19 protein-coding genes are annotated in these 23,910 nt (G+C 71.1%); 3 read left to right on the top strand and 16 right to left on the bottom strand.

Features of this window, described 5'->3' with window-relative positions; genetic code table 11:
- Positions 1 to 68: 68 nt before the first annotated feature.
- From obgE to OG866_RS29300, 11 genes are all read right to left on the bottom strand, one after another.
- Positions 69 to 1,514, bottom strand: coding sequence for a GTPase ObgE (gene obgE, locus OG866_RS29350; protein WP_329339300.1), 1,446 nt, complete (start codon positions 1,512 to 1,514; stop codon positions 69 to 71).
- 119 nt (positions 1,515 to 1,633) lie between these two features.
- Positions 1,634 to 1,888: a 50S ribosomal protein L27 gene (gene rpmA / locus OG866_RS29345; protein WP_164435564.1), complete on the bottom strand. Its 255-nt coding sequence runs from the start codon at positions 1,886 to 1,888 to the stop codon at positions 1,634 to 1,636.
- A gap of 14 nt (positions 1,889 to 1,902) precedes the next feature.
- Entirely contained in the window at positions 1,903 to 2,223 is a 321-nt protein-coding gene (gene rplU / locus OG866_RS29340) for a 50S ribosomal protein L21 (protein WP_007381993.1), read from the bottom strand.
- Between the two features lie 191 nt (positions 2,224 to 2,414).
- The gene (gene rfbC, locus OG866_RS29335; RefSeq protein ID WP_329339298.1) at positions 2,415 to 3,008 is read right to left on the bottom strand and encodes a dTDP-4-dehydrorhamnose 3,5-epimerase; all 594 of its coding nucleotides are present in this window, start codon (positions 3,006 to 3,008) and stop codon (positions 2,415 to 2,417) included.
- Positions 3,009 to 3,054: 46 nt separating this feature from the next.
- Positions 3,055 to 5,058 carry a glycosyltransferase gene (locus tag OG866_RS29330; RefSeq protein WP_329339296.1) on the bottom strand — a complete coding sequence of 668 codons (2,004 nt, stop codon included), beginning with the start codon at positions 5,056 to 5,058 and terminating at the stop codon, positions 3,055 to 3,057.
- Positions 5,055 to 5,951 carry a dTDP-4-dehydrorhamnose reductase gene (gene rfbD, locus OG866_RS29325; protein ID WP_329339293.1) on the bottom strand — a complete coding sequence of 299 codons (897 nt, stop codon included), beginning with the start codon at positions 5,949 to 5,951 and terminating at the stop codon, positions 5,055 to 5,057. The genes OG866_RS29330 and rfbD overlap by 4 nt, the downstream gene beginning before the upstream one ends.
- Entirely contained in the window at positions 5,948 to 6,937 is a 990-nt protein-coding gene (rfbB, locus tag OG866_RS29320) for a dTDP-glucose 4,6-dehydratase (RefSeq protein ID WP_329339292.1), read from the bottom strand. Before rfbB ends, rfbD begins: the two co-directional genes overlap by 4 nt.
- A complete protein-coding gene (locus OG866_RS29315; protein ID WP_329339290.1) occupies positions 6,934 to 8,001 on the bottom strand; it encodes a glucose-1-phosphate thymidylyltransferase in 1,068 nt (355 codons plus the stop codon). Before OG866_RS29315 ends, rfbB begins: the two co-directional genes overlap by 4 nt.
- A gap of 203 nt (positions 8,002 to 8,204) precedes the next feature.
- Positions 8,205 to 12,200 (bottom strand): Rne/Rng family ribonuclease, encoded by a 3,996-nt coding sequence (locus OG866_RS29310; RefSeq protein WP_329339288.1) that lies wholly within the window; start codon positions 12,198 to 12,200, stop codon positions 8,205 to 8,207.
- A 256-nt stretch (positions 12,201 to 12,456) separates the two neighbouring features.
- Positions 12,457 to 13,215, bottom strand: a complete 759-nt coding sequence (locus OG866_RS29305) for a TIGR03936 family radical SAM-associated protein (protein WP_329339286.1) — start codon at positions 13,213 to 13,215, stop codon at positions 12,457 to 12,459.
- A gap of 47 nt (positions 13,216 to 13,262) precedes the next feature.
- Positions 13,263 to 14,309 (bottom strand): hypothetical protein, encoded by a 1,047-nt coding sequence (locus OG866_RS29300; protein WP_329339284.1) that lies wholly within the window; start codon positions 14,307 to 14,309, stop codon positions 13,263 to 13,265.
- A gap of 200 nt (positions 14,310 to 14,509) precedes the next feature.
- On the opposite strand from OG866_RS29300, the gene OG866_RS29295 reads away from it, so the two are divergent.
- Complete coding sequence (locus tag OG866_RS29295) at positions 14,510 to 15,331, top strand: hypothetical protein (RefSeq protein WP_329339282.1); 822 nt, start codon at positions 14,510 to 14,512, stop codon at positions 15,329 to 15,331.
- 30 nt (positions 15,332 to 15,361) lie between these two features.
- Here the strand turns inward: OG866_RS29295 and OG866_RS29290 are convergent, their stop codons facing one another.
- Positions 15,362 to 16,894 (bottom strand): glycosyltransferase family 39 protein, encoded by a 1,533-nt coding sequence (locus OG866_RS29290; RefSeq protein ID WP_329339280.1) that lies wholly within the window; start codon positions 16,892 to 16,894, stop codon positions 15,362 to 15,364.
- 133 nt (positions 16,895 to 17,027) lie between these two features.
- Here OG866_RS29290 and OG866_RS29285 point away from each other — a divergent pair, with 133 nt between their 5' ends.
- Positions 17,028 to 18,131 carry a tetratricopeptide repeat-containing glycosyltransferase gene (locus OG866_RS29285; RefSeq protein ID WP_329339278.1) on the top strand — a complete coding sequence of 368 codons (1,104 nt, stop codon included), beginning with the start codon at positions 17,028 to 17,030 and terminating at the stop codon, positions 18,129 to 18,131.
- An 8-nt stretch (positions 18,132 to 18,139) separates the two neighbouring features.
- Positions 18,140 to 18,808: a DUF899 domain-containing protein gene (locus OG866_RS29280; RefSeq protein WP_329339276.1), complete on the top strand. Its 669-nt coding sequence runs from the start codon at positions 18,140 to 18,142 to the stop codon at positions 18,806 to 18,808.
- 73 nt (positions 18,809 to 18,881) lie between these two features.
- Here the strand turns inward: OG866_RS29280 and OG866_RS29275 are convergent, their stop codons facing one another.
- The 4 genes from OG866_RS29275 to OG866_RS29260 all read right to left on the bottom strand — a co-directional run bounded on the left by OG866_RS29275 (position 18,882) and on the right by OG866_RS29260 (position 23,910).
- Positions 18,882 to 19,307, bottom strand: coding sequence for a hypothetical protein (locus OG866_RS29275; RefSeq protein WP_329339274.1), 426 nt, complete (start codon positions 19,305 to 19,307; stop codon positions 18,882 to 18,884).
- A 343-nt stretch (positions 19,308 to 19,650) separates the two neighbouring features.
- The gene (locus tag OG866_RS29270) at positions 19,651 to 21,621 is read right to left on the bottom strand and encodes a TIGR03960 family B12-binding radical SAM protein (RefSeq protein ID WP_329339272.1); all 1,971 of its coding nucleotides are present in this window, start codon (positions 21,619 to 21,621) and stop codon (positions 19,651 to 19,653) included.
- Positions 21,622 to 21,718: 97 nt separating this feature from the next.
- Positions 21,719 to 23,227 (bottom strand): CYTH and CHAD domain-containing protein, encoded by a 1,509-nt coding sequence (locus OG866_RS29265; RefSeq protein WP_329339270.1) that lies wholly within the window; start codon positions 23,225 to 23,227, stop codon positions 21,719 to 21,721.
- Positions 23,228 to 23,301: 74 nt separating this feature from the next.
- The gene (locus OG866_RS29260; RefSeq protein WP_329339268.1) at positions 23,302 to 23,910 is read right to left on the bottom strand and encodes a hypothetical protein; all 609 of its coding nucleotides are present in this window, start codon (positions 23,908 to 23,910) and stop codon (positions 23,302 to 23,304) included.

The raw sequence follows: 23,910 nt of genomic DNA, 5'->3' as shown, positions 1-23,910 counted from the left end.
GCCATGTGCCAGGACTTTTCCTGCCGTCAACCGTTCTCGCCGACCACCGAACGGCCGCTTTGCGTCAACTACTTCTCGAACGGGTCGAAGTCGTCGTACTCCCGCTCCGAATCGTCCCGTTCGGCCTGCTTGTCGCGACGGCGCTGGGCGGCCGGGCGCGGAGCCTCGAAGCGGTGGTCCTCACCGCGGCGGCCCAGCATCTCGGCACCGGCCATGACGGTCGGCTCCCAGTCGAAGACGACCGCGTTGTCCTCGGGGCCGATGGCGACGCCGTCGCCGGAGCGGGCGCCCGCCTTCATCAGCTTCTCCTCGACACCGAGGCGGTTGAGCCGGTCGGCGAGGTAGCCGACGGCCTCGTCGTTGCTGAAGTCGGTCTGCCGCACCCAGCGTTCGGGCTTCTCGCCCCGCACCCGGAACAGCCCGTCCTCCTCGCGGGTGACGGTGAAGCCCGCGTCGTCGACGGCCTTGGGCCGGATGACGATCCGCGTCGCCTCCTCCTTCGGCTTCGCCGCGCGCGCCGTGGCGACCACCTCGGCCAGCGCGAAGGACAGTTCCTTCAGCCCCATGTGCGCGACGGCGGACACCTCGAAGACGCGGTAGCCGCGTGCCTCCAGCTCCGGGCGGACCATCTCGGCGAGGTCCTTGCCGTCCGGGACGTCGATCTTGTTCAGGACGACCATGCGGGGCCGCCTGTCGAGCCCGGCGCCGTACTGCCGCAGCTCCTCCTCGATGATGTCGAGGTCGGAGACGGGGTCGCGGTCGGACTCCAGGGTCGCCGTGTCCAGGACGTGCACCAGCACGCTGCACCGCTCCACGTGCCGCAGGAACTCCAGACCGAGGCCCTTGCCCTGGCTGGCGCCCGGGATCAGACCCGGCACGTCGGCGATGGTGTAGACGGTCGAGCCGGCGGTGACGACGCCCAGGTTCGGGACCAGGGTCGTGAAGGGGTAGTCGGCGATCTTCGGCTTGGCCGCGCTCAGTACCGAGATCAGCGAGGACTTGCCCGCGCTCGGGTAGCCGACCAGCGCCACGTCGGCGACGGTCTTCAGCTCCAGGACGATGTCCTGCATGTCCCCGGGCACACCGAGCAGCGCGAAGCCGGGCGCCTTGCGGCGGGCCGACGCCAGCGCCGCGTTGCCGAGGCCGCCGCGGCCGCCCTGGGCGGCGACGTAGGAGGTGCCGTGGCCGACCAGGTCGGCGAGGACGTTGCCCGCCTTGTCCTGGACGACGGTGCCGTCCGGCACGAACAGGACCAGGTCCTGGCCGTCCTTGCCGGAACGGTTGCCGCCCTCACCGGGCTTGCCGTTGGTGGCCTTGCGGTGCGGGGAGTGGTGGTACTCCAGGAGTGTCGTCACCGACTGGTCGACGGTCAGGATGACGTCGCCGCCCCGCCCGCCGTTGCCGCCGTCGGGGCCGCCGAGCGGCTTGAACTTCTCCCGGTGAACGGAGGCACAGCCGTGACCTCCGTTACCCGCGGCGACATGCAGTTCGACGCGGTCCACGAAGGTGGTCATGGGGTGTGCCTCCAGATACGTACGGGACTGTCTCTTGTACTAACACGCGAAAGGCGGACCCGCCTTCCCACCAGGGAAGTGAGGTCCGCCTCGCGCAAAGCTTCCGATCAGGGCCTGATTCAGGCGACCGGAACGATGTTCACGACCTTGCGGCCACGGTGCGTACCGAACTGCACCGCACCGGCGTTCAGCGCGAACAGCGTGTCGTCGCCGCCACGGCCGACGCCCGCACCGGGGTGGAAGTGGGTGCCGCGCTGGCGGACCAGGATCTCACCGGCGGAAACGACCTGACCGCCGTAGCGCTTCACGCCGAGCCGCTGGGCGTTGGAGTCGCGACCGTTCCGGGTGGACGATGCGCCCTTCTTGTGTGCCATCTCTCCTCAGTCCCTTACTTCGCAGCCGCGGGAATCTCAGTGACCTTGATCGCCGTGTACTGCTGGCGGTGGCCCTGACGACGGCGGTAGCCGGTCTTGTTCTTGTAGCGAAGGATGTCGATCTTGACGCCCTTGTGGTGGTCCACGACCTCGGCCTGGACCTTGATGCCGGCCAGCACCCACGGGTCGCTGGTCACAGCGTCGCCGTCGACAACGAGCAGGGTCGAGAGCTCGACCGTGTCGCCAACCTTGGCAGTGGAAATCTTGTCAACCTCAACGATGTCGCCGACAGCAACCTTGTGCTGGCGACCACCGCTGCGCACGATGGCGTACACGCGGATCTCACTCTCTCGCTCGGGAACGGCACCCCCGCAGTCCAGCCGCCCGGCAGAACGAGCGGCCTCTCCCGGCCGTGAGGCCCGAGAGGATGAGGTTTACGGGGATGTGGCGCGCCCATATCCAAGGACACGCCGACGGTCAAGGTTACGGGGCCGCTGCCGAACGGGTCAAACCGGCCCCCTCCAGGTCACCCGCCGAGGCCGGCCCGGTACGCCACGCACTCCTCGTACGACGGCAGCATCCCCTGCTCACGGGCCTGAGCCAGGCTCGGCGCCCGCTCGTCCTTGGCGGACAGCAGCGGGGCGAGGTCGGCCGGCCACTCGATGCCGAGGTCCGGGTCGAACGGGTGGATGCCGTGCTCGCGCTCGGGGGCGTATCCCTCGGAGCACAGGTAGACCACGGTGGCGTCGTCGGTCAGCGCCATGAAGCCGTGGCCGAGCCCCTCGGAGAGGTAGACGGCGTGGTGGTCCTGGTCGTCGAGGCGGACGATCTCCCACTGGCCGAAGGTGGGCGAGCCGACCCGGATGTCCACGATCACGTCGAGGACCGCGCCGCGCACACACTTGACGTACTTGGCCTGGCCGGGCGGCACGTCCGCGAAGTGGATGCCGCGCAGGGTGCCCCGGCTGGAGACGGACATGTTGGCCTGGGCGAGGGTGAGCGGGTGGCCGGCCGCCTCGGTGAAGAGGGGGGCCTTGAACCACTCGTGGAAGCTGCCCCGGCCGTCGGGGAAGACCTTCGGCTCGTGCACCCAGGAGCCGGAAATCGAAAGAGGTCGCATCACAGGTCCTCAGCTCTTCTTCTGCGGAGGTCGCATCACAACGCCCTCAGCTCTTCTTCTGCGGTTTCGTCAGGGCCCGCTTGACGCGTCCGGCGACCCGGCGCCACAGCGGGCGCGGCGGTGCGGGCTGTTTCTTCTTCGGCGCCGGCCGCGGGGCGGGCTTCGCCGCCGGGATGTGCCGGTCGATGACCTTGGCGGTGCCGTCGTCGGCCACGACCACGTCGACGGGGAGCCGGGTCCACTTCGGCTCGCCCCGGTCGGCGGACGGCAGCCCGATCAGGAGCGCCCAGCGCGCCCCCATGAGCCGCTCCACCGGCAGCACGGCGGTCACGGCACGGCCGTCCACCACCGCGTCGGCGGCGACCTTGCCGACGTCCTTGCGCTCGAAGCGCAGCCGCACCGGTTCCTGACCGGTCACCGCGAGCGGCAGCGCAAGCGTGACGGCCGTGCCCTCCACGACAGCCCCGGCCGGGTCCACCAGCACCACGGCCTCGCGCTCCAGTTTGCTGGTGTGCTGATCGACGTCCAGGGACAGATTCCCCGGCCCGTCCGTCCAGTACGGCAGCACCAGCCGGCGCGGCTCACCGGTGAGCGCGGCCAGCCGCCCGGGCTCCACCGCCTCGCCGTGCACGGCGCCGATCCGGCACTCCCTGCTCCAGCCGCCGGCCTTGATGCGCAGATAGAAGTCCCAGATGCCCTTGGCCAGGGGCGCACCCGCGGCGGCGGTCTCCGGGTCGAGTACGGCCGTGGCCGTGATCCGCTGCCGGAAGGCGCCTTCCTCCTCGACATCGACCTCGTGCCGCTCGCTCTTCAGCGGCAGATAGAACTGGGTGGCGTCGTCCCGGTTCCGGACCACCAGGTCCACGTCGCTGTCGCCGGTCCGCGCGTCCAGCGTGATGCCCTGCCCGGCCAGCGCCTCGCGCGCCTTCTCGGTGAGCGGCAGGTCGAGCACGTCACGCCCGCCGTCGCCGCGGCGGAAGACCAGGGGGCTGTCACCGGACTCGTACTCCGCCCCGAAACCGATGGTCAGCCGGCCGTTCTCCCAGGTCAGGGAGGTCAGTTCGCCGGTGGGCCGGATCGCGGCCTCCCAGTGGGCGAGCTCGCGGACGTCGTCGTAGAGGTCGGCGGCGACAAGGCCCGCGACGACCCGCTGCATCGGGGCGACATGGGTGAGGACACCGGGTCCGAAGCGTTCGTTGACGACGCCGCGGATCTCGCGGTAGAGCTGCTCGGCGTAGTCCTCGGGGAGCTTCAGGAGCCGCTTGCCGCGCAGCCGCTCGACCATCTCGTTGCGCAGCCAGCGGCTGAAGAGGCGGTCGCGCAGAGGGCCGGGCTCGGTGAGCTCCTCGACGATGTCGAGGGCCTCGCGGAGGTTGCCGAAGTAGCCGGCCGGGTCGAAGCGCTGGAAGCCGGCGTTGGAACCGTCGTCGCGGGCGATGTGGTAGTAGCAGAGGTAGTCGCCGAGGACGGCGACGCTCTTGGCCCGCAGATAGGCCTCGACGACGAAGACATGGTCCTCCAGCCGCCGGCGCCCCTCCTTGAAGCGGATGCCGTGCTCGGCCAGGAACTCCCGCCGGAACATCTTGTGCGGGGTGAGGCTGTCGATCAGCGGCGCGTTCTCGACCGTCGCCCGCGGCCGGTTGACCCGGAACAGCTCCTGCGGCACCGGGCGCCCGATGCCCGCCATCTTTCCTACGACGACGTCGGCGTCGTTCGCCGTGCCGTACGCGTACATCCGCTCCAGGGCCTCGTCGCCGAGCCAGTCGTCGTGGTCGACGAACATGACGTACTCGCCGCGAGCCGCGTCGATGCCGGTGTTGCGGGGCTTGCCCGACCAGCCGGAGGACTCCTGGTGGACGACATGGAAGTGCGGATGCTCGGCGGCCAGCAGATCGAGGCGGGCCGGGGTCTCGTCGGTGGAGCCGTCGTCGACGAAGAAGACCTCGAACTCCTCCGGGGGCAGGCTCTGCCGGAGCAGACCGCCGAGGCAGTCGTCGAAGTACTTGCCGGGGTTGTGCACCGCGATGACGACGCTGACCTTGACGGTCACGCGGGGTTCTCCTTCGTCTGGACCCGGTGGATCTCCGGGAAGGCCTCGGTCAGTGCCGTACGCCAGTCACGCAGGGGCGTGAGGCCGGCCGCCGCGAAGCGGTCGTGGCCGAGGACGCTGTAGGCCGGGCGGGGCGCGGGGCGGACGAAGGCCTCGCTGGTGGTGGGGCGGACCCGGTCGGGGTCGGCGCCGAGCAGCCGGAAGATCTCCCGGGTGAGGCCGTACCAGGTCGTCTCGCCGGAGCTGGTGCCGTGGTAGACGCCGGCCGGGGCGGTGCCGGCCAGGGCGCCGCGGCCCAGGTCGTACAGCAGCCCCGCGAGGTCGGCGCTCCAGGTGGGCTGGCCGCGCTGGTCGTCGACGACGTCCAGGGTGTCCTTGACACCCTCCAGCTTGATCATCGTACGGACGAAGTTGGGGCCGCCCGTGCCGTACAGCCAGGCGGTGCGCACCACGTAACCGCGCTCGATGCCGAGCACGGCCCGCTCCCCGGCGAGCTTGGTGCGGCCGTAGGCGCTGCGCGGGGCGGTGGGGGCGTCCTCGGCGTACGGGGTGGTCGCGTCGCCCGGGAAGACGTAGTCGGTGGAGATGTGCAGGAGGACGGCGCCGGTGGCGGCGCAGGCTGCGGCGAGATGGGCGGGGCCGTCGCCGTTGATCCGCAGCGCCTCTTCCTCCTGGCTCTCGGCGTCGTCGACGGCCGTCCAGGCCGCGCAGTTGACGACGACGGCGGGCCGGTGTGCCTCAAGCGTGTCGCGCACTGCGTCGGCGTCGGTGAGGTCGAGGGCGGCCCGGTCGAGGGCGACGGTCCGCTCCCCCGCCTCCGCGAGCCGGGCCAGGACGTCCTGGCCGAGCATGCCGCCCGCGCCGGTGACCAGCCAGATGCGGTTGTCGGTCACAGCGCGGCCCGCTCCTTCAGCGGCTCCCACCAGGCACGGTTGTCTCTGTACCACTGGACCGTCTCCGCGAGGCCCTGCCGGAAGCTCTTGCGGGGTTCGTACCCGAGCTCCTCGCGGATCTTCGTGCAGTCCACCGAGTAGCGGCGGTCGTGGCCCTTGCGGTCCTCGACGTACTCGACGCTGGTCTCCCAGTCGGCGCCACAGGCCTCCAGGAGCAGCCCGGTGAGCTCCTTGTTGGACAGCTCGGTGCCGCCGCCGATGTTGTAGACCTCACCGGCCCGGCCCTTGGTGCGCACCAGCTCGATGCCCTGCACGTGGTCGTCGATGTGCAGCCAGTCGCGGACGTTGCCGCCGTCGCCGTACAGCGGGACCTTCCTGCCGTCGAGGAGGTTGGTCACGAAGAGCGGGATGACCTTCTCGGGGAAGTGGTGGTGCCCGTAGTTGTTGGAGCAGCGGGTCACGCGCACGTCCAGGCCGTGGGTGCGGTGGTACGACAGCGCGATCAGGTCGCTGGAGGCCTTCGCCGAGGAGTACGGCGAGTTGGGCTGGAGCGGGTGCGTCTCCGGCCAGGAGCCCTCGTCGATGGAGCCGTAGACCTCGTCGGTGGAGATGTGCACGAAGGTCCTGACGCCCGCGCGGTGGGCGGCGTCGATGAGCGTGTGGGTGCCGACGACGTTCGTACGGACGAACTCGGCGCCGCCGTCGATGGACCGGTCGACGTGCGACTCGGCGGCGAAGTGCACCACCTGGTCGTGCTCGGCCATCAGCTTGCCGACCAGCTCGGGGTCGCAGATGTCGCCCTGCACGAAGGAGAACCCGGGGTGCGCGCGCACCTCGTCGAGGTTGGCCGGGTTGCCCGCGTACGTCAGCTTGTCGAGGACGGTGATCTCGACGTCACCGGGGCCCTCGGGGCCGAGCACGGTACGGACGTAGTGCGAGCCGATGAAACCGGCGCCGCCGGTCACCAGGATTCTGGTGGTTGTCATGAGGAGATCTGCACCTTGCTGTGATCACCGAGCACGAGCCGGTGGGCCGACGGGTTACGGGGAGCGGGCGTGACCTCGACGTCCCGCCCGATGAGCGAGGCCTCCACCCGGCGCACACCGGTGACGGACGAGCCGCGCAGCACGATGGAGTACTCGATTTCGCTGTCCTCGATCCGGCAGTCCTCGGAGACCGAGGTGAACGGGCCGATGTACGCGTCGCTGACCACCGTCCCGGCCCCGATGATCACGGGCCCGACGATCCGGCTGCCGCTGATCCGGGCGCCCGCCTCGATGCGGACCCGGCCGATGATCTCGCTGTCCGCGTCGACCGTGCCCTCGTTCAGCGCGGGGACGGTCTCCAGGACCGAGCGGTTGACCTCCAGCATGTCGGCGACGTTACCGGTGTCCTTCCAGTAGCCGGAGATCGTGGTGGAACGGACGTCACGCTTCTCGTCGATCAGCCACTGGATGGCGTGCGTGATCTCCAACTCGCCTCGCCAGGAAGGCTCGATGGAGCGCACGGCCTCGTGTATGGCCGGGGTGAAGAGGTAGACGCCGACGAGCGCGAGGTCGCTCTTGGGCTGCTTCGGCTTCTCCTCCAGGCCCACCACCCGTCCCTGGGCGTCGAGTTCGGCGACACCGAAGGAGGTCGGGTTGGGCACCTGGGTCAGCAGGATCTGTGCCTCGGGCCGCTCGGCCCGGAACTCCTCCACCAGACCGGTGATACCGCCGACGATGAAGTTGTCGCCGAGATACATGACGAAGTCGTCGTCGCCGAGGAACTCCCGTGCGATCAGCACCGCGTGGGCGAGGCCCAGCGGCGCGTCCTGCGGGATGTAGGTGACCTCGATGCCGAACCGCGAGCCGTCGCCGACCGCTTCGCGGATCTCGTCCGCGGTGTCGCCGACCACGATGCCGACTTCGGTGATCCCGGCGTCGGCGATCGCTTCCAGGCCGTAGAAGAGCACGGGCTTGTTGGCGACCGGCACGAGCTGTTTGGCCGAGGTGTGGGTGATCGGGCGGAGGCGAGTGCCCGCTCCCCCGGAGAGCACGAGTGCCTTCACGTATTGAGCCCCAATGACTGTGCCGAGAGGGGATGAAACCCCAACTGTCAGGATTTGTCGTCGATCTCGGTTTACATCGTAACCATGCCACTTGTAGGACGGCTCGCACTCCATAGGGGTTGCCCATTTGGAGGGAAAAACATGAGCCGCCCCCCGGTCCAAAGACCGGAGGGCGGCTTCATGTGTGCGCGGGTGGCGGGGCGTCAGCCCTCGTCGGCCGCCGTGGAGACGGACGGGGCGGACTGCTGCTCGGCCGCCGCCGTCTTCTTCGACGCCGCCTTCTTGGCGGTCGTCTTCTTGGCGGCGGTCTTCTTCGCCACCGTCTTCTTGGCCACCGTCTTCTTGGTGGCGGCCTTCTTCGCCGTCGCCTTCTTGGCCGTCTTACGGGCCGTCTTCTTGGCGGGCGCCTCCGGCTCCTCCGCGGCCACGGTCTCCGTCACCGCCGGCACGACCACGACGGCCGCTTCCTCGGACGCGGTCGGCGCGGTGGCCTTGCGCACGGCGCGGCGCCGCGGGCGGGCCGGTGCGGCGCTCTCGGCGACCGGCTCGGCCGGCGTCTCGGGCTGCGCGGCCGGCGCCTCCTCCGCCACGGGGACGGTCTCGGCGACCGTCACCACGGCGGCCTCGGCTCCCGCGGGCGACCCGGCCGGCGCGGACACCTTGCGGGTGGCGCGGCGACGGGTGCGGCCCTTGGGCGCGGCCTCCTCGACGACCGGGTCCTCGACGGCGACCGGCTCGGTGTGCGCCTCGGTGGCCGGCTCCGGCTGCACCGGACGCTCGACCTCCTGCTCGACGGTGACGTCCTGCGCGGTCGGAACGGCCTGGACGGTCTCCTCGACCTGCTCCGCCCGCTCGTTCCGCTCAGCCCGCTCGTTCCGCTCGGACCTGTCCGCCTTCTCGCGACGCGGCGCACCGGCCGGCGCCGACGCGCGCCGGCTCGTCCGGCGCCGCGAACGGCCCCGGCCGGCCGCGGCCTCCGCCTCGGCGGCGCTGCTGTACAGCTCCTCGTCCGGCTCGAAGACGGGCGCGGGCAGCGCGACCGGCTCGGCGACCTCGGCGACGAGGTCGGCCTCGGTCTCCTCGTCGGCCTCGTGGTCGTGGTCGACGGCCTCGGCCGCCACCGCGGCCTCATGCACGTGCTCGATGCCGCCACGCCCGCGCTTCTTGCGCTTGCCGCCGCCCCCGAGGGAGGTCGGCTGCTCCATGTGGACGATGACACCGCGGCCGTTGCAGTGGACGCAGGTCTCGGAGAACGACTCCAGCAGACCCTGGCCGACCCGCTTACGGGTCATCTGGACCAGGCCCAGCGAGGTGACCTCGGCGACCTGGTGCTTGGTCCGGTCCCGGCCCAGGCACTCCAGGAGGCGCCGTAGCACCAGGTCCCGGTTCTGCTCCAGGACCATGTCGATGAAGTCGATGACGATGATGCCGCCGAGGTCGCGCAGCCGCAGCTGGCGCACGATCTCCTCGGCCGCCTCCAGGTTGTTCCTGGTGACCGTCTCCTCCAGGTTGCCGCCCTGGCCGGTGAACTTGCCGGTGTTGACGTCGACGACGACCATCGCCTCGGTCCGGTCGATCACCAGCGAACCGCCGCTCGGCAGCCAGACCTTGCGGTCCAGCGCCTTGGACAGCTGCTCGTCGATCCGGTAGGTGGCGAAGACGTCGACCTCGGAGGTCCACTTCGACAGCCGGTCGGCCAGGTCGGGCGCGACGTGCGAGACGTAGCCGTGGATGGTCTCCCACGCCTCGTCACCGCTGACGACGACCTTGGTGAAGTCCTCGTTGAAGATGTCGCGGACGACCCGGACCGTCATGTCCGGCTCGCCGTACAGCAGCGTCGGGGCGTTGCCGTTCTTCGACTTCTTCTGGATGTCCTCCCACTGCGCCTGGAGCCGCTCGACATCGCGGCGCAGCTCGTCCTCGCTGGCGCCCTCGGCGGCGGTGCGCACGATGACGCCCGCGTCCTCGGGAACGATCTTCTTGAGGATCGTCTTCAGCCGGGCGCGCTCGGTGTCGGGCAGCTTGCGGCTGATGCCGGTCATCGAGCCCTCGGGGACGTACACGAGGTAACGGCCCGGGAGGGAGACCTGGCTGGTCAGACGGGCGCCCTTGTGGCCGATCGGGTCCTTCGTCACCTGGACGAGCACCGACTGGCCGGACTTCAGCGCGGACTCGATGCGCCGCGGCCCGTTGGCCATGCCCAGCGCCTCGAAGTTGACCTCACCGGCGTACAGGACCGCGTTGCGCCCCTTGCCGATGTCGATGAACGCGGCCTCCATGGACGGCAGCACGTTCTGGACCTTGCCCAGGTAGACGTTGCCGACGTACGAGGTGGCCTGCTCCTTGTTGACGTAGTGCTCGACGAGTACGCCGTCCTCCAGGACGCCGATCTGCGTGCGCTCACCGCTCTGCCGGACGACCATCACACGCTCGACGGCCTCACGGCGGGCCAGGAACTCGGCCTCGGTGATGATCGGGACGCGACGGCGGCCCTGCTCACGGCCTTCACGGCGGCGCTGCTTCTTGGCCTCCAGACGCGTGGAGCCCTTGATGGACTGCACCTCGTCGGACGGCTCCGCCTTCGGGCGCGGCTCGCGGACCTTCACGACGGTGCGCTCGGGGTCGCCGTCACCGGGCTCGGCGTCGGAGGAGGAGTCACCGGCGCGGCGGCGACGGCGCCGGCGGCGACGGCTGCTGGAGGACGAGGAACCGCCCTCGTCGTCGTCCTCGGCGTCCTCCTCGACCTGCTCGGCGGTGTCCTCGGCATCCTGGTCGGCCTGCTCGGCAGCGAACTCGTCGCCCTCCTCGGCCTCCGACTCGGCGGACTCACCGCGACGACGGCGACGGCCACCACGGCGACGGCGACGGCGGGAGCCGCCCTCCTCCGACTCGTCCGACTCGCTGTCGACGGCGTCCTCGGCCGACTCCTCGGCCTCCTCCGGCTCGTCCTCGGCGGCGGTCTCGACGACCTGCGGCGCCTCGGCCTCCGCGGGCTCGCCCCGGCGGCGGCGACGGCGGCGCGCGGCGACCGGCTCCTCCTGGGGCTCCTCGGCCACGGGCTCCTCGGGCTCCTCGACCTCCGCCTCGGCGGCGGCCGCGGCGGCGGCGCGCTCGGGCGTCTGGAACTGCGGCTCGGCGAACACGGGCGCCTGGAAGACGGCCACGGCGGGCCGCGCGGGCCGACGCGGAGCGTCCTCCTCGGCGTCGTCGCCCGCGGCCCGCGCGGGCTCGGAGAACCCGGTGGCGGCCCGGCGCACGGAACGCCGGCGGGCGCGGCGCGGGGCCTCTTCCGCGGCGGCGGCCTCCTCGGCCGGAGCCTCGGCAGCGGCCTCGACCGGCTTGGTCTCAGCCGACTCGGTCTCGGCGGGCTTGGTCTCGTTGTCAGCGCTCACGGGCGCCTCCACGGTCTCGGGCGCCTCGGTGGGCGCGGTCACTCGACGCGTGGCACGCCGACGGCCCCGACGGGGGGCCTCTTCCTCGGCCGGTGCGGCTTCCTCGGCGACGCTCGTCTCCGGCTCGACGCTCACCGGAGCCTCGGCCTCGGGAACGGCGTCGGCGGCGGGGCCACCGGCGGGCGCGGACGCCCTACGGGTGGCGCGACGACGCGTACGGGGCGCGGGCGCGGCGGCCTCCTCGGCCTCCGGCTCCTCTACGGCCGGTGCGGCGGCCTCGGGCTCGGCGGGGGCTACGACGGTTTCGGCGGCCTCGGCGGCGGGGGCACCGGCGGGCGCGGACGCCCTACGGGTGGCACGGCGACGCGTACGGGGCGCGGGCGCGGCGGCCTCCTCGGCCTCCGCTTCGGCCTCCGCGGTCACCGTCGGCTCCGCGACGGGCGCGGTCTCCTCGGCCACCGGCACAACGGTCTCCGCGACCGTGGTGTCAGCGGCGGGGGTACCGGCGGGCGCGGATGCCCGGCGGGTGGCACGGCGACGCGTACGCGCGGCGGGCGCGGGGGCCTCTTCGGTCTCCCCGCTCCCTGCGGCCTCCACGGCCTCGGCGGTCACCGTCGGCTCCTCGGAGGCGTCCTCGGCGGCCGGTATGGCCGGCGTCGCCTCGTCCGATGCCTCGGCGGGGCCCCCGACCGGCGGACCCGCCGGTCGGGACGCGGCACGGCGCCGGCGGCGCGGCGGCAGGGTGTCGCTGGGGGTGTTGAGTTCGGAGCCCATGGCGGGCTCAGTGGGTTCGGTCGGCTCGAGCATGCGGGCGTTTCTCCCGTCAGGCTCCCGGGCGCCGCGCCTGGTCCGGCGATGCCGGTGACGTCCGCGGCTCGCGCGATGCGCGGTGCCGCCGTCCGGGGCGCGGGCGCCGCACGGGAGCTCTCTGTGTCCTGTCTCGCCGGTTCCGTACACCCTTGTTGGGTACGGCCTGGCGAAAGTCTTCTGGTCGGTGCGCTGCCCGACCCAGGTGGCTCCCGGATACGAGGGCGGCGCTACGACGTCCGTCCTTTCGCGGGACCTACGCCGGCGCCTTCGCGGCGGCAGCGGCCGTTGTGGGGGCCTCAGCTGCCTCGCGGTCGGGCGCGAGCGGGTCGGTCACCTCGCCGGTCTCTTCATCGAACAGCCCCTGCGCCAGCCTGGTCACCGCAGCGGGGACCGGCGGCGCCAGGTCGGCCACGGCGCGGAGACCGGACAGGACGTCGTCGGGTCGTACGGCAGGCGTCACGTGCCGAACAACCAGCCGCAGTATCGCACAGGGCTGGTCGCTCGGCCTATCAGCAGCCGAACTGTGCGTTTCAAGATCTACGACCGCCGAACGGGCGTCGAAGGTGCGAACGCCGTTCTTGGTCATGCGCTGGACCTCGACGGCCTCGGCGGCGTTGAACACGGCGACGGCCCGCTCGGCCTCCGCCGGCTCGACCCCGTCGAGCCGCAGCTCCCACACAGAGGCGGTCAGCCGGTCGGCGAGCCCGGACGTCCGGGCCTCGACCGCGTCGACGATGTCGAGCCCGGCGGGCATCGACTCGTCGAGCAGAACCCTGAGCTTCTCGGGGTCCCGCGCCTCGGTGAGGGCGATCTCCAGATATTCCGCCTCACTGCCCGTGCCGGTGGGTGCGGCATTGGCGTACGACACCTTCGGATGCGGCGTGAACCCCGCCGAGTACGCCATCGGCACCTCGGCGCGGCGCAGCGCACGCTCGAAGGCGCGCTGGAAGTCACGATGGCTGGTGAACCGGAGGCGGCCGCGCTTGGTGTAGCGCAGTCGGATGCGCTGCACCGCGGGTGCGGGCGGCGGGCCTTCGGGCTGTCGCTTGCCCAGTGTCGTCAGTCCTTAGTGAGAACGGTCGTACTCCTACCAAGAGTACGTGTCTCGTGCGCCGTCGGTTCCCGCCGGTCCACCGCGACCGGCTCCCGGGGCTCGCCGAGGAGCATCCGCCGGAAGTCGGCCCGCGCCTGCCGCGCGGACTCCCGCACGGAGGCGAGCACCTCCCGCGTGGCCCGTCCCACACTGCGGGCCGCCCCGGCGACGGGCCGCAGCACCACATCTCGTACGACATGTCCGACCGGCGTGAGCAGGGTCCGGTACACCCATCGCACCGGTTCCACGAAGATCCACCGGAAGAGGCTCCCGAGGAACCGACCGACGGCGAGCGAGAGGTGCCCGGCGATCCGCCAGGCGTGTCCGAGCGCGTCCCCCACCTCCCGCGCCACGACGGCGAGGAACCGCCCGACGGGCACGAGCACCCAGCGCCACAGGGCGAGCGCGGGCAGCACGAGCGCCACGCGCGCGATCCAGTACAGCGCGAGCCCGATCCCGCGGAGGATCCAGCCGATGCCGTGTCCGACCGGCGTGAGGATCCAGGCGTACACCCAGGCGGCGGGTACGAGGACGAGGTACCGCGCGAGCCAGGCCACGGCGGCGTACACCCCGACCCCGACCGCGGCGAGCCCGGCGCCGATCCCTCGCAGGAACCACATGATCCCGTGCCCGACCGGCGTGAGCACGCGCGCGTACACCCAGGCGAGGCCGTGCCCCACCGGAGTGAGGACGTACCGGTACAGCCACACCACGGGTACGACGACGAGGATGTCGCCGAGCCGGGCGAGCCCCTTGCCGAGCGGCACGGCGACGTACCGCCACAACCCGACGAACGGCCAGACGAACACCGCCCGTCCCACCCACAGCAGCGCCCGCCCGAACGGCCTGAGCACCGTGTCGCGGAGGAACCGCCCGGCCACGACGAGCGCGTCCCACACGATCCGTACCGGCACGACCAGCACCAGTACGACGATCCGCACCGGGATGCGGATGGCCGTCACGAGGCACCCCTCCGGCTGTCGGGTCTCGGGCAGCGGCTTCTGCGGTTCCATACCGGACAAGACGCGACGGCCCGCGGCCCGGATGCGCGTCGTGGGTTGCGATGCCGTCACAACCCTTGTCCGCTAGACCGTTTTACCTATTTGACGGCGCGTCCGCCGCGCGCGCGGCGGTTGTCGTGGGCGATCAGGTCACCCTCGCACCGAGGTCCGGGAACTCCCCCGGGCCCGCTTTCGCGCCAAGGAGCATGCCAATGAGTCCTCGACCCACTCCCTCGCTGCTGGGGCCACTGGCCCGGGTGAGGTTCCAGAAGGCCGGGGTGCTGACCTCCCTCGCTCTGGTCATCGCCGCCGGAGTGATCACGCCGGCCGCGGCGGCCGCGCAGGCGGTGTCCGAGAAACCGGCCGCGGCACCGCAGACGGGCGACAACTGCAAGCCGCACAAGCCCCACCACTCGAGAGCGGGCGCGGAGGCGTACACCGGCAAGGACAAGTGCAAGGGCGCCACCGGGGCGACGGGGCCGAAGGGCGCCACGGGTCCTAAGGGCGCGACGGGTGCGACGGGTGCCACCGGGGCGACCGGCGCCACGGGTACTCCTGGCGAGGGCGGTACCCCAGGTGCCACGGGCGCGACGGGTGCCACCGGCGCCACGGGTGCGACCGGAGCCACCGGCGCGGCGGGCCCGTGCGTCGACATCGACGCCACCCGGGACGAGAACAACTTCGAGCTGCGGGCCGTGCTGTCCCCGGCGACCGAGAGCGACCCGATCACCAGGGCCTACGCCGGCATTCGCGACCTCCAGCCGGCTCCGGGACCGTACCTGTGGACCGACCTCAGCGGCCTCGACGACTATCCCTCGGACGCCTGTGGCATCTCCATCGCCCAGCAGGCCCTGGGCGGGGGCACGGAAGGGGACGTCAACATCGACGTCATCACCACGACCGGTGCGATCTGGGAGACCACGTGTGATGTGGACACCGACAGCTCACCGACGCTGACCTGCGAAGACGCCTGGACCCTGGTGAACAGGCAGCCGGCGCCCGGCGCTGTGAACGGCGGGACCGTCGTGCCGTAGGACCGCCGCAAGGGGGCGTCCGGCAGCATGTCAGGACTGCCGGACACCCCCTGCCGCGCCTGCCGCACCTGCCGCACCGATGCGCTCCAGCAGACTCACCGTCATCCCCGTCACCTGCGTGCTCGTCGAGATCGTGTACCGGCTCCGCAGGGCCCCCGCCTGCGCCGGGTCGATCGCGTTGAAGGGGAAGTCGGTCCCCTGCGTCAGCAGCCAGATGCGGCGCTCGCCCCTGAGGCACAGCTCCGGGACGGAGCACTGGACCGCGTAGAGATCGTCGATCTCGGCCGGGGTCCGCGTCAGGAAGACATCCCGCAGCTCCATGTCACGCGGCAGGTAGTACCGCACGCCACCGTCGAGCTGCCAGCTGTCGAAGCGGTCGTAGACCACGGCGTCCCCGGGCTGGTGGAGCCGCTCGATCACCTCCGCCGCGGCCGCGTAGTCGAGGGGCACCGGGGCGTTGTGCTCGAAGGGCTGCCGCACCTGCCGCTGGTCCGGCAGGGTGATCAGGGCCAGCGCCACGAGAACCGAGGCCGCCGCCTTCCAGGAACGCCGGGCGGAGGCCGGGCCTGAGCCGGCGAGCAGTGCCCAGGCCGGGAGGGTGCACAGGACGTAGACGCCGCGGAAGTAGGAGACCTCGCCGTGGGAGGCGGCCCAGACCAGGGCCGGGGGCAGCAGCGCCCAGGTGCCGCACAGCAGCAGCGGGGCCCTGCGCTTGGCGCGGGCCGCCAGGGCCAGGGCGATGAGGGCTCCGGCGCACACCGCGGAGGCGAAGACCTCGCCGGGGAGGGAGAGCAGCGCCCAGCCGTCGGGCGCCGGGACCCAGTACAGCTGGCGTCCGGCCTGGGAGCGGCCGAGCAGGGCGAACGGGGCGACCACCACGGCGACCGCAGCGAGGGCGAGACCGGCCCGCCACCACAGGGAGCGGTCACGGCGCGCGTGGGCGGCGAGCAGACAGACGTGAGCGATCACGACGGACAGCGCGATCAGATGCAGCAGTCCGGTGAGGGTCAGCGCGAGCGCGTAGGCGGCCCAGCGCCAGAGGCCGCGCGGCCGGTCCAGGGCCCTCAGGAGCAGGAGCGTGGCGAGCGCGACGGCCAGCATCACCAGCGCGTACGAGCGGGCTTCCTGGCCATAGCGGCTCACCGCCGGGACGAGCGCGAAGAGGAACCCGGCCAGAATTCCGGCCCGATATCCGAAGAGCCGGTTCCCGAGGAGCGCCACGACCGCCGCCGCGCCGGCCGCCGCGAACAGGGAAGGCAGCCGCAGCGAAAGGGCGGAATCCCCGAAGAGCTCCACCCATCCGTGCATCAGCAGGTAATAGGTGCCGTGCACGGCGTCGACGTTCCGCACCGTGGCGAGGATCCCGTCGGTGTCCCGGCCGGCCATGTCCCAGGTGACCAGCTCGTCGCGGCCGAGCAGCGAGCCGGTCAGCCCGAGGCCGCCCAGCCCCAGGGCGAGGGCGAGTGGCCCCAGCCAGAGCAGCATCCGGCCCCGCGCGGAAGCGTCCGCGACATCGGGCCGGAATTCTTCGCGGGGCGGAGGAAGCTGTGCGGCGATGACCATAGGAATACCTATACCTACCCTTTCGCCGGTGGCTCCTTGCACGCACCCCTGGAGCCGGATAATTTCACCGGGCGGTCCTTTTCTGCAGAGAAAAGAAAATGCCATGAATAACACAAACGCGGTCTGCCTCAATATGATTGTCAAGGACGAGGCGCATGTGATCCGACGCTGCCTCGACTCCGTACGGCCCCTCGTCGACAGCTGGGTGATCCTGGACACCGGCTCGACCGACGGCACCCAGGACATCGTCCGCGAGACCCTCGCCGACCTGCCGGGAACGCTGTACGAGAGCCCCTTCCGCGGCTTCGGCGCGAGCCGCACGGAGGCGATCGAACGGGCCCGGGAGCGCGCGAGCCACCTGCTCTTCATCGACGCCGACGACGTACTGGAGACCGACCCCGGCTTCACCCGGCCGACGCTCACCCACGACTGCTACGACATGGCGGTCCGCCACGGCCCCGTCGTCCACTGGCGCCCGACGCTGGTGTCGACCCGACTCCCGTGGCGGTACGTCGGCGTACTCCACGAATACCTGGAATGCGACACGGAGTTCAGCCGGGCGTCGCTCACCGGCGTCCGCATGGTGATCATGGGCGGCGGCGGCCGGTCGCAGGGCAGCCCGCGCACCAAGTACCTGCGGGACGCGGCGCTCCTCAAGGACGGCCTCGCCAAGGACCCCGGCAACACCCGCTACGCCTTCTACCTCGCCCAGAGCTGGCGGGACGCCGACGAGCCGGCGAAGGCACTGGCCGCCTACGACCGCCGCGCGGCCATGGACGGCTTCGCCGAGGAGGCTTTCTGCTCCCGGCTCTACGCGGCCCGCCTCGCCCTGACGCTGAAGCGCCGTACGCCCGAGGTCATGTCCCGCTTCCTGGACGCCCATGAACACCGACCCACCCGTGCCGAACCGCTGGGCGAACTCGCCCATCTGTGCCGGACACGGGGAGAACGCTGGCCGCTCGCCTACCTGTTCGCGCGGCGCGCGGCGGAGCTCCCGCCGCCCGACGACATCCTCTTCGTCGAGCACGCCTGGTACGACTGGCGCGCCCTGGACGAGCTGGCGGTCGCGGCGTACTGGATGGGCGCCTACCGCGAGTCGCTGGAGGCCTGCGAGAAGCTCCTGGACGGCGGGAAGCTGCCCGCCCAGCACCGCGAGCGAGTGGCCGCCAATCACGACTTCGCCCGCACCAAACTGGCCGTGACGGCGGACCCTGGACAGGTAGCGAAAGGACGGTGAACCCCGCCATGAAGACACCCCCGATCGTTTCGGCGCAGGAGTGGGAGGCGGCACGCCAGGAACTCCTCGTGGAGGAGAAGCGGCTGACCCGGGCCCGCGACGCCCTGGCGGCCAGGCGCCGCCGCATGCCCTGGCTGAAGGTGGACAAGGCGTACGAGTTCGAGGGCCCGGGCGGCCCCGCGACCCTTCGTGACCTCTTCCAGGGCCGCCGCCAGCTGATCGTCTACCGCGCCTTCTTCGAACCGGGCGTCAACGGATGGCCGGACCACGCCTGCGTCGGCTGCTCCATGGTCGCCGACCACGTGGGCAACCTCGCCCACCTCAACGCTCGCGACACCACCCTCGTCTTCGCCTCGCGCGCCCCGCAGCCGGACATCGAGCGGGTGAAGACGAGGATGGGCTGGACGATCCCCTGGTACACACTCACCGACGACTTCGACACCGACTTCGGCGTCAACGACTGGCACGGCACCAACGCCTTCATCCACGACGCCGACACCGTCTACCGCACCTACTTCATCAACGCCCGCGGCGACGAGGCCCTCGGCAGCACCTGGACCTACCTGGACATGACAGCCCTGGGCCGCCAGGAAACCTGGGAGGACTCCCCGGAGACCTACCCCCAGTCGGCCCCGTACACCTGGTGGCACTGGCACGACACCTACAACGGCCCCTGACCCAGCTCAGCCCGAGCACCCACTGGCAGCGGGCACCGGCGCCGCCACGCCAGCCTCAACCAACCTGCTCAGTTCAGTAGCTGGCAGTACGGTCGAAGCCGGTGATGTTGAGCTTGATGCCCTTCACGCTCTTGAGCGTCGTGGGGTACTCACCCTTGGCCGTCTGACCAGGCTGCACATCCGTCTCGAACTCCGAACCGTTCTCCACGCGCGTGCCCCCGGCGTCGACCGCCTCCCAGTCCCAGGAGTAGTCGGACTTCTCGCTGCTGCTGTTCTTGATCGTCCAGACGAGCCAGATGTTCGTGATACCTGCCTGTGAGCGGTCGTCGAGCTGGAAGCTGACGAGGTCGGCCCGCTCCGCCTCAGGCTCCTGCGTCTCCGCCTGCCGCGTCGCTGAGGCCGTTGTGCTCGCGCTGGGCGCAGAGGTGGTGCTCTCATCGCTGCCACCCGCGAGCGCGATCACCAACACCACGACGACGATGACGACCACCGCAGCCACGGCGCCCGCGCATCCCCAGAGACAGCCACGGCCCCGCGGCTTCTTCTGAGGCGGCCCGGGAGGCGGCGAGGCTTGCCCCCGACTCCCCCAACCAGGACTGCCCCCAGGCGGCTCGCTCACCGGCATGTGGCCTCCTCGGTAGCGGATACCACCACGCTAGGAAGCCATGAGGCACCTCGCGAACCGAGAGCAGCCACTCAGGCGACGCCCGCTGAATGCGAGGTTCTCCCGCGCGGGCAACCGCCGACCGGCCTCGACGCCGAGCGCCCTGAGGGCAGCAGCCGTCTCTTCCTCGCTGCCGCCCTCCAGGGAGTCCACCACGCGCCGCAACGCCTCACTCACCTCAGTGCGAGTGACCACTCGCAGCCGGTGTCGGTGCTGCGTTCTTGACTGTGAGGGGCAGCAGCTTCTTCCCGGTCGGGCCGATCTGGATGGACGTGTCCATCTGCGGGCACACCCCGCAGTCGAAGCACGGTGTCCAGCGGCAGTCGTCGACCTCGGTCTCGTCGAGGGCGTCCTGCCAGTCCTCCCAGAGCCAGTCCTTGTCGAGGCCGGAGTCGAGGTGGTCCCAGGGGAGGACCTCCTCGTACGTGCGCTCGCGGGTGGTGTACCAGTCGACGTCCACGCCGAAGGGGGCGAGGGCCTTGTCGGCGGACTGCATCCAGCGGTCGTAGGAGAAATGCTCGCGCCAGCCGTCGAAGCGGCCGCCGTCCTCGTAGACCGCGCGGATGACCGCGCCGATACGGCGGTCGCCGCGGGACAGCAGGCCCTCGACGATGCCGGGCTTGCCGTCGTGGTAGCGGAAGCCGATGGAGCGGCCGTACTTCTTGTCGCCGCGGATCTTGTCGCGGAGCTTCTCCAGGCGGGCGTCCGTCTCCTCGGCGGAGAGCTGGGGCGCCCACTGGAAGGGGGTGTGGGGCTTGGGGACGAAGCCGCCGATCGAGACCGTGCAGCGGATGTCGTTGGAGCGGGAGACCTCACGGCCCTTGGCGATCACGTTCATCGCCATGTCCGCGATCTGGAGGACGTCGTCGTCGGTCTCCGTCGGCAGGCCGCACATGAAGTACAGCTTCACCTGGCGCCAGCCGTTGCCGTAGGCCGTGGCAACGGTGCGGATGAGGTCTTCCTCCGACACCATCTTGTTGATGACCTTGCGCATGCGCTCGCTGCCGCCCTCGGGGGCGAAGGTCAGGCCCGAGCGGCGGCCGTTGCGCGTCAGCTCGTTCGCCAGGTCCACGTTGAAGGCGTCGACCCGGGTGGAGGGGAGCGAGAGGCCGACCTTGTCTTCCTCGTACCGGTCCGCCAGGCCCTTGGCGATGTCGCCGATCTCCGTGTGGTCCGCCGAGGACAGGGAGAGGAGGCCGACCTCCTCGAAGCCCGTCGCCTTCAGGCCCTTCTCGACCATCTCGCCGATGCCCGTGATGGAACGCTCCCGCACCGGGCGGGTGATCATGCCCGCCTGGCAGAAGCGGCAGCCGCGGGTACAGCCGCGGAAGATCTCCACCGACATGCGCTCGTGGACCGTCTCGGCGAGCGGCACCAGGGGCTGCTTGGGGTAGGGCCACTCGTCCAGGTCCATGACCGTGTGCTTCGACACACGCCACGGGACGCCCGACTTGTTGGGGACCACGCGCGCGATGCGGCCGTCGGGGAGGTACTCGACGTCGTAGAACGCCGGGATGTAGACCGAGCCCGTCTTCGCCAGGCGGAAGAGGACCTCCTCGCGGCCGCCGGGCCGCCCCTGCGCCTTCCACTCGCGGATGATCCGCGTCATGTCGAGCACGGCCTGCTCGCCGTCGCCGATGATCGCGGCGTCGATGAAGTCGGCGATCGGCTCCGGGTTGAAGGCGGCGTGTCCGCCGGCCAGCACGATCGGGTCGTCCAGGCCGCGGTCGCGCGACTCCAGCGGAATGCCCGCCAGGTCCAGCGCGGTCAGCATGTTGGTGTAGCCCAGCTCCGTGGAGAAGGACAGGCCGAACACGTCGAAGGCCTTCACCGGGCGGTGGCTGTCCACCGTGAACTGCGGGACGGCGTGCTCCCGCATCAGCGCCTCAAGGTCCGGCCACACGCTGTACGTGCGCTCGGCGAGGACGCCCTCCTGCTCGTTCAGCACCTCGTAGAGGATCATGACGCCCTGGTTGGGCAGCCCGACCTCGTAGGCGTCCGGGTACATGAGCGCCCAGTGGACGTCACAGGACTCCCAGGGCTTGACCGTGGAGTTGAGCTCGCCGCCGACATACTGAATCGGCTTCTGCACATGCGGCAGCAGAGCTTCGAGCTGCGGGAACACCGACTCGGCGGTTTCGGCTGACATCTCGCACTTCCGTGGACGGACAGGGGTGACCATCTAGCGTAACGCGAGCGGAGACCACCCCTGTCCCGCCGGACTTCGGCTCGGACCTCCGAGGCCGTCAGACCTCCATGTCGCCCTTGAGCGATGGCCAGGTGACAGGGAGATCCAGCTCGACCAGCTCCGCCCGCCGCTCCTCGTGCCCGTACAGCACCCCGTACGTGAAGGTGCTCTCCCCCGCCCCATACGCCTGACCTGCGAGATCACGCAGAGCCAGGCGGGCCATCACGCTGTCCTGGTGGTCGCCGAGCAGGCCCTGGAGGGACTTCATCGACCGGACGAGATCGACGGCCGGCTCCCCGAGCGCCTTGGCCGCCGCCTCGGCCGAGTACCGCGTGCGCTTGCACTTCTTGCGCGCCTCGTGGATCGCGAGGTCCCGGTCGGTGCCGGACGGCAGCTCCAGCGCCGACTCGACCAGCTCCGTCAGCTTCCCGAAGTCCTTCCGTACGGCCTTGGGGAGCACCTTGGACGGCCTCCCGTCGGCCGCCTTCAGCACCGGCGGCTCGGCCATCAGGGCGTCCAGGGCGGCGAGCAGGTCCAGGTACCGCTTTCCGTCCAGTACGGCGATCAGACGGCGGCGTGATCCGCTGCTGCGGGCGTGCGACCAGGTGCGCAGCCGGGTGCGCACGGGGCCCGTGAGCAGGGTGCGCGGCAGCTCGTCGAGGCGGGCGGTCAGCCGTTCTGTCAGCACCTCCTGGTCGCGGTCCACGCCCAGTTCGCCGGCGAGCCACTTCAGCTCCGCGCCGATCGGGTCGGTGACGGTCCGGTCGAGGACTTTTCCGTACGACCTGAAGGCGCTGCGCATCCGGCGGGTGGCTACGCGCATGCGGTGCACGGAGTCGTACACGTCCCGCCGTACGGCCGGGTCGAGTGCGACGATCGTGTCCCGCTGGGCGCGGAGATAGGCGAGGACATGGTCCCCGGCGGTCTCCGGGGCGGCCGAGGGGCCGGTCTTCCTCCTCCGCTTCCTCTTTCCGTCGGTCTCGGCCAGTGCCCGCGCCAGCTTGGACGCCGACCCCGAGGGCCTCACGCCCGCCTTCCGCAGCCGTTTCTCCACCTTGTCGAGGAAGCCGGGGTCGCCGCCGTCGGCGAGCTCGATCTCGATCTCGGTCCACTGGACGGTGCCGCCGCCCTCGGTGAGCCGTTCGGCGCGGACGGCGTCCACGCTGGCCTCCGCCAGGAGTACGCCCTCGGCGTCGACGAGATGACGGACGTCCCGGTCGGAGCGGAGCCGGACGACGGGCAGCAGCTCGATGTCCCGGACACGCGAGCGGACCAGACCGGCGAGGACGCGGGGCACGGTGTCGGACAGGGGCGCCTGGATCTCGTCCCGTACGCCGGGTGCGACGGGGAACTTCAGGTGCCAGCCGGCGTCGACGCCACCGGTGCGGCGGCGCAGGGTGATCGAGGACGCGGCGAGGCGTTCGTCGTGGGTGTCGTAGTAGGTGGCGTCCAGGTGTGCGACACCCTTGTCGATGACGGCCGCGACCCCGGCGACGCCGGTGAGGTCGGGCAGTCCGCTGTCGTCGGACTCGTACTTCCGCTCGATCTCGCGCTTTGTGTCCGCCATGACCCGAATCTAGACGGCGTCAGGGCGAGGCGGCAGAGGGCGCCGACGTCGAATCCCCGGGAAACCACGGGGAGTCAGGAGGTGAGCAGCGCCCGCATCGCCTCGCTGTCCGAGAACGGCGCGTCCTTCGCCGTGCGGGAGAGCAGGAGGACATGGGCGTCCTCGAACTGGTCGTACGACAGCGGCTCGGGGCCCTGTCCGACGATCAGTACGTTGTGCTCCAGGCGCCAGCTGACGTACCGGGTGTTGTATCTGGGCTGGCGTATGTCGTGGTGCGGGAGGCCGAGCCGGTCGGTGAAGCGCTGGACGACGGTGGCGTGGTGGGCGTCGAACTCCGGCCGCCAGGCGCCCTCCTGGCTGGTCCAGCCGGGGACGGCGTCCCAGATGTCCTCGTCGAGCAGGCCGCCGTCGACGGTGTAGAGGTAGGCGAAGGGCAGATAGAGGGTGCCGTCGCCGTCGGCGGTGACGAAGTGGCCGTGCGGGGTGACATGGGTGGCCTCGGGGACGTCGGGTGTCTCCTCGTACGCCGGACCGCTGACCGCCTCCGACCAGTCGGGCCACCCGGCTTCACCGAGCCGGGCACCGACGGTGTCGGCGTCGGTCAGGTCCAGCTCCGCCAGGGCCAGGAGCCGGTCGACCAGTTCCTCGTCGACCGGGCACACCGACACGTACTCCTCGGACAT

The organism is Streptomyces sp. NBC_00663, from assembly GCF_036226885.1.
Classification (GTDB): domain Bacteria; phylum Actinomycetota; class Actinomycetes; order Streptomycetales; family Streptomycetaceae; genus Streptomyces.
The sequence above is the reverse complement of the archived record's forward strand: the minus strand, read 5'-3'. Positions and strand labels throughout refer to the sequence as shown.